We start from the raw sequence: 3883 nt of genomic DNA, 5'->3' as shown, positions 1-3883 counted from the left end.
AAAAAAACAGGGTTTTTCTTGATCAGGAAAAAATCTGCATATAGGTTAGACGAATTCGTAATCTCATATAATGAAAGGGGGGTGATTATGGGGGACCCGCGGGTATTCCATTGTATCCGTATTTTACAGCCTTGAAACATGCGCTAAGGATGAATCGGATGAAAATTACACGATGGTTTGGTTGGATTTTATTCTAGCCATAGGCTTTAAATTGTCTATGTTCAGAGCACCTCCTCCATTGGTGGAATAATAGAGTTTTATTGGGAGAGTGTTTAAAGCGATTTCTTCCCCGCTCCTCAACCTAACGGTTTTATGGGTAGCTTGGAGAGGACCCACTTCTTTGAATTCCATAATTGCATGGTCTTTTGAACTTTTCGACCATAAGGCCAGTCCGGTATAGTTAATTTATTAATAAAATTAGGTAAAAATCATAAGCAGTGTCGATTTTTTCTTTTTGTCATGTCTGGCTTGATAAGGAGAGGCCCTAATGATGCAATTGGCCAAATTGAAGAGTGAATTAGACGAAGCCCGGTTATGCACGGATCGTCTCTTCTCCCTTATGAGTGATGAAGCCATGTATGAGCGTCCAATCCCCGAGCGACACCGTTTGATTTTTTACTTGGGACATCTTGAGGCATTTGACTGGAATCAGATTGGTCGGTGGACATTGGGCATGCCGTCTTTTCACGAATCATTTGACCAATTATTTGAAGCAGGTATTGATCCTTCCCTAGGAAATCTTCCCGCCGATCGACCGTCGGATTGGCCAACAATAAATGAAGTGCATCGTTATAATGTGCGTGCTCGTGAAGAAGTGGATCGCCTGTTGCCAACTGTTCCAGAATGGACCATCCATATGGCGGTGGAGCATCGTCTGATGCATGCCGAGACTAATGCCTACCTGCTCCACCATTTGGATTCAAAGTACAAGCATTCACCGGCGAATTCCTCGATGGGCTTATCTTCTTCATTTTCAGAAGAAGTACCTAAGAACGAGATGATAGAAGTTCCAGAAGGCATGGCTACCTTGGGGCGGCAGCCAGAAGAGGGATTTGGCTGGGATAATGAATTCGGACAACATGAAGTTCCTGTCCCTCCGTTTTTGATCAGTAGGTATAAAGTGACGAACCAACAATATCTACGATTTGTTCAGGACGGTGGGGAGCCATCGGCGTTTTGGGTCAAACGAGGCGATTCCTGGAATGTCCGCACAATGTTCCAAGAGGTCCCGTTACCGCAATTCTGGCCGGTGTATGTGACGCATCGACAGGCGCAAGCCTACGCCAATTGGGTCGGGATGACCCTCCCGACAGAACCGCAATTTCATCGCGCCGCCTTTGGCACTCCGTCTGGTATTGAGCGCTTGTTCTCTTGGGGTGATGAGGCGCCAATGTTTCAACACGGGAATGTTGATTCTCATGCTTGGGATCCCGCTCCTGTCAATGCGCATTCTCATGGGAACAGTGCGTTCGGTTTGGCTCAGATGGTGGGAAATGGCTGGGAATGGACATCGACCGTTTTTCATCCTTTTCATGGATTTTCAGCCCTTCCCACGTATCCTGGCTATTCCGCCAGATTTTTTGATCAGGATCATTATGTGGTGAAAGGTGCCGGGCCGTTTACCTCTAGCCGGCTCTTACGCCGGTCGTTTCGAAATTGGTTTCGACAAAGTTACCCCTATGCGCATATCGGTTTTCGCTGTGTCCAATCATCGTAATGCGTGACGCTGCTTCTCCACCGTGTTGCGTTTCGAATTGAACCTTTCTATGCGACAGATCCTCCTAAGATTTGGGCAATGGGGACACCTCCTCCTCGTCCTGATTTTCTCCGGAAATCCAGCCCTCGCCGCTGACAAGTTGGTAATTCTGCATTCGAGTGAGCATCACGGGGTTGCGCTTCCGCTTGATCAAGCCGGAGAGACGAGAATTGGAGGATTGGCCAGGCGGGCCACAATTGTGGAAGAGGTTCGGCGGGAAGGCGTGCCGGTCTTGATGGCGGATTCCGGGGATATCCTCATTGGAACAGCTTTGTCCTCCTGGTTTCGCGGTGAACCGGATATTCGGGCCATGAATCTGATCCGCTATGATGCGATGGTGGCCGGAAATCATGATTTTGATTATGGAATTGACCATCTTCGCACATTGGTTGAGTTAGCCGATTTCCCAATTTTATGCACGAACCTTCAGTCCAAGGGATCCGTCCTGCCTTGCCGGCGCTCAGTGGTCACTCGGTTGGGGAATGTGAGTGTTGGAATCGTCGGAATTGTGGGAAAAAGTAATTTCCCTGATACCTTTAACCGGGAAGTTGTAAAGGAATTATCATTAGTGGATCCGATTGCCTCTCTCCAGGTGGAAGTCCAGCGGTTACGGACAGAGGCCCATGTTGACCTGGTCATTGCCCTCACGCATCAAGATAGTGATGAAGACTTGAAAATTCTGGAGACAGTTGAGGGGGTGGATGTGCTTATCGGTGGACATACCGAAGGGTTTGACGGATTGTATGCTCCTGGTTTGATGGAGCCGGTTGAATCCGTGACTCATCCTCGATCGGTGTATGTGAAGACGCATCGGCAAGGACGAACAGTCGGGCGATTAGATCTGACGATTGAGAGAGGATCGGTGATCCAGGCGCGTTCCCGGAATATTCCAGTGACCGTGGAGGTTCCAGTCGAGCCGAATGTTCAACAACTGCTGAATGAGTATCGACAACGGTTTGCCCGGCATGCCACTCAGGTAGTAGGAGAGGCGTCGGTGGGGCTCCAAGGTGATCGGCCGGTTATCCGAACCCAAGAGGCCAATTTAGGGAATTTATTAGCCGATCGAATGCGAAGAACCTTGGACACGGAAATCGCCTTAATTAATGCCGGACAGATTCGCCGAAGTCTGGAACCCGGTCCCGTCATGCTTGGCGACGTGCTTGCGGTCCTACCCTTTGACTCCGCTCTTGTGACTTTACATGTGACGGGAGCGATGCTTCGTCAGATTTTAGAGCATAGTGTGAGCCAATGGCCGAATCATTCCGGTCGGTTCCTCCAGATATCCGGTCTCCAGGTCACGTATATGGGAAAGGCTCCGGTCGGATCTCGTGTGAAGAGCATTATGGTTGGAGGTGCCCCGTTAGATATTTCCAAAGCCTATAGTGTGGCCACCGACGCGTTTGTGGCTGACGGCGGGGATGGCTATGACATGTTGACCCACGCCACGGATCGAAGAGACCATCAAATCCCTTTGAGGGATCTGTTGCTGAATGCCTTAGTCGAAGGTCCGCTTTATGCGGAGGCAGATCACCGTATGATATTCGTGAATGGGAAGGATGAAAACTAACGCCGTACCTGCCCCGGAGCTCCGGCAGGCCGGTCGACAGCGTTCACGACCTTCGGTGGAGCGGCTTCACGTCTACCCGCTGAAGGGCTTTGCCGCGTAAGCGCCCAGGCCGGTCGCTCATTGACCGGTCTCAATTCCCGGGTATTACCCTCCTTCTGTTAACCTGATTTGGGCGTTCCCTGACTCTTTTGAAATAGGTCTTTGGGAGCCATTTTTGGATCGACAGTCTAAATATTTCATTATTCATCAACCATCTGAATACCTCACCTCTTAAGAATTTTTCATACATTCATGTCTCTTCCTCAAGACGCTCGTGATTCACGACGATGGTGGGCCGACCTGATAGCTGTCTGGCGGGATACCCGGCAGATTGTTCTGACGGCTCAGATTGCGGCAATTTATGCGGCTATTCTTATTCCTTTTAAAGCCGGCATTCCGATTGTTCCTGGTTTTGTGGAATTACGGCCGGCTAATGCCATTCCATTTGTCGCATCGCTGTTATTTGGTCCCGCTGCGGCCTGGGGCGCAGGTATTGGCAATCTCATCGGAGATTGTTTCGG

Annotated in this window: 3 protein-coding genes; all 3 read left to right on the top strand. The window is 49.7% G+C overall.

Translation table 11 applies throughout. The annotated features are described in order from the left end of the window. The first annotated feature begins 487 nt into the window (after positions 1-487). Positions 488-1717, top strand: coding sequence for an SUMF1/EgtB/PvdO family nonheme iron enzyme (locus AAH187_RS18880; protein ID WP_342350040.1), 1230 nt, complete (start codon positions 488-490; stop codon positions 1715-1717). Between the two features lie 49 nt (positions 1718-1766). Beyond that, positions 1767-3323: a bifunctional UDP-sugar hydrolase/5'-nucleotidase gene (locus AAH187_RS18875; RefSeq protein WP_342350039.1), complete on the top strand. Its 1557-nt coding sequence runs from the start codon at positions 1767-1769 to the stop codon at positions 3321-3323. Between the two features lie 291 nt (positions 3324-3614). Further along, positions 3615-3883 (top strand): QueT transporter family protein (locus tag AAH187_RS18870; protein ID WP_342350038.1); only part of this gene is annotated, 269 nt, incomplete at its 3' end.

It is taken from the genome of uncultured Nitrospira sp. (genome assembly GCA_902500695.1).
Taxonomy (GTDB): domain Bacteria; phylum Nitrospirota; class Nitrospiria; order Nitrospirales; family UBA8639; genus Nitrospira_E.
Note: the sequence above shows the minus strand (reverse complement) of the source record. Positions and strands in the feature narration are given on the sequence as shown.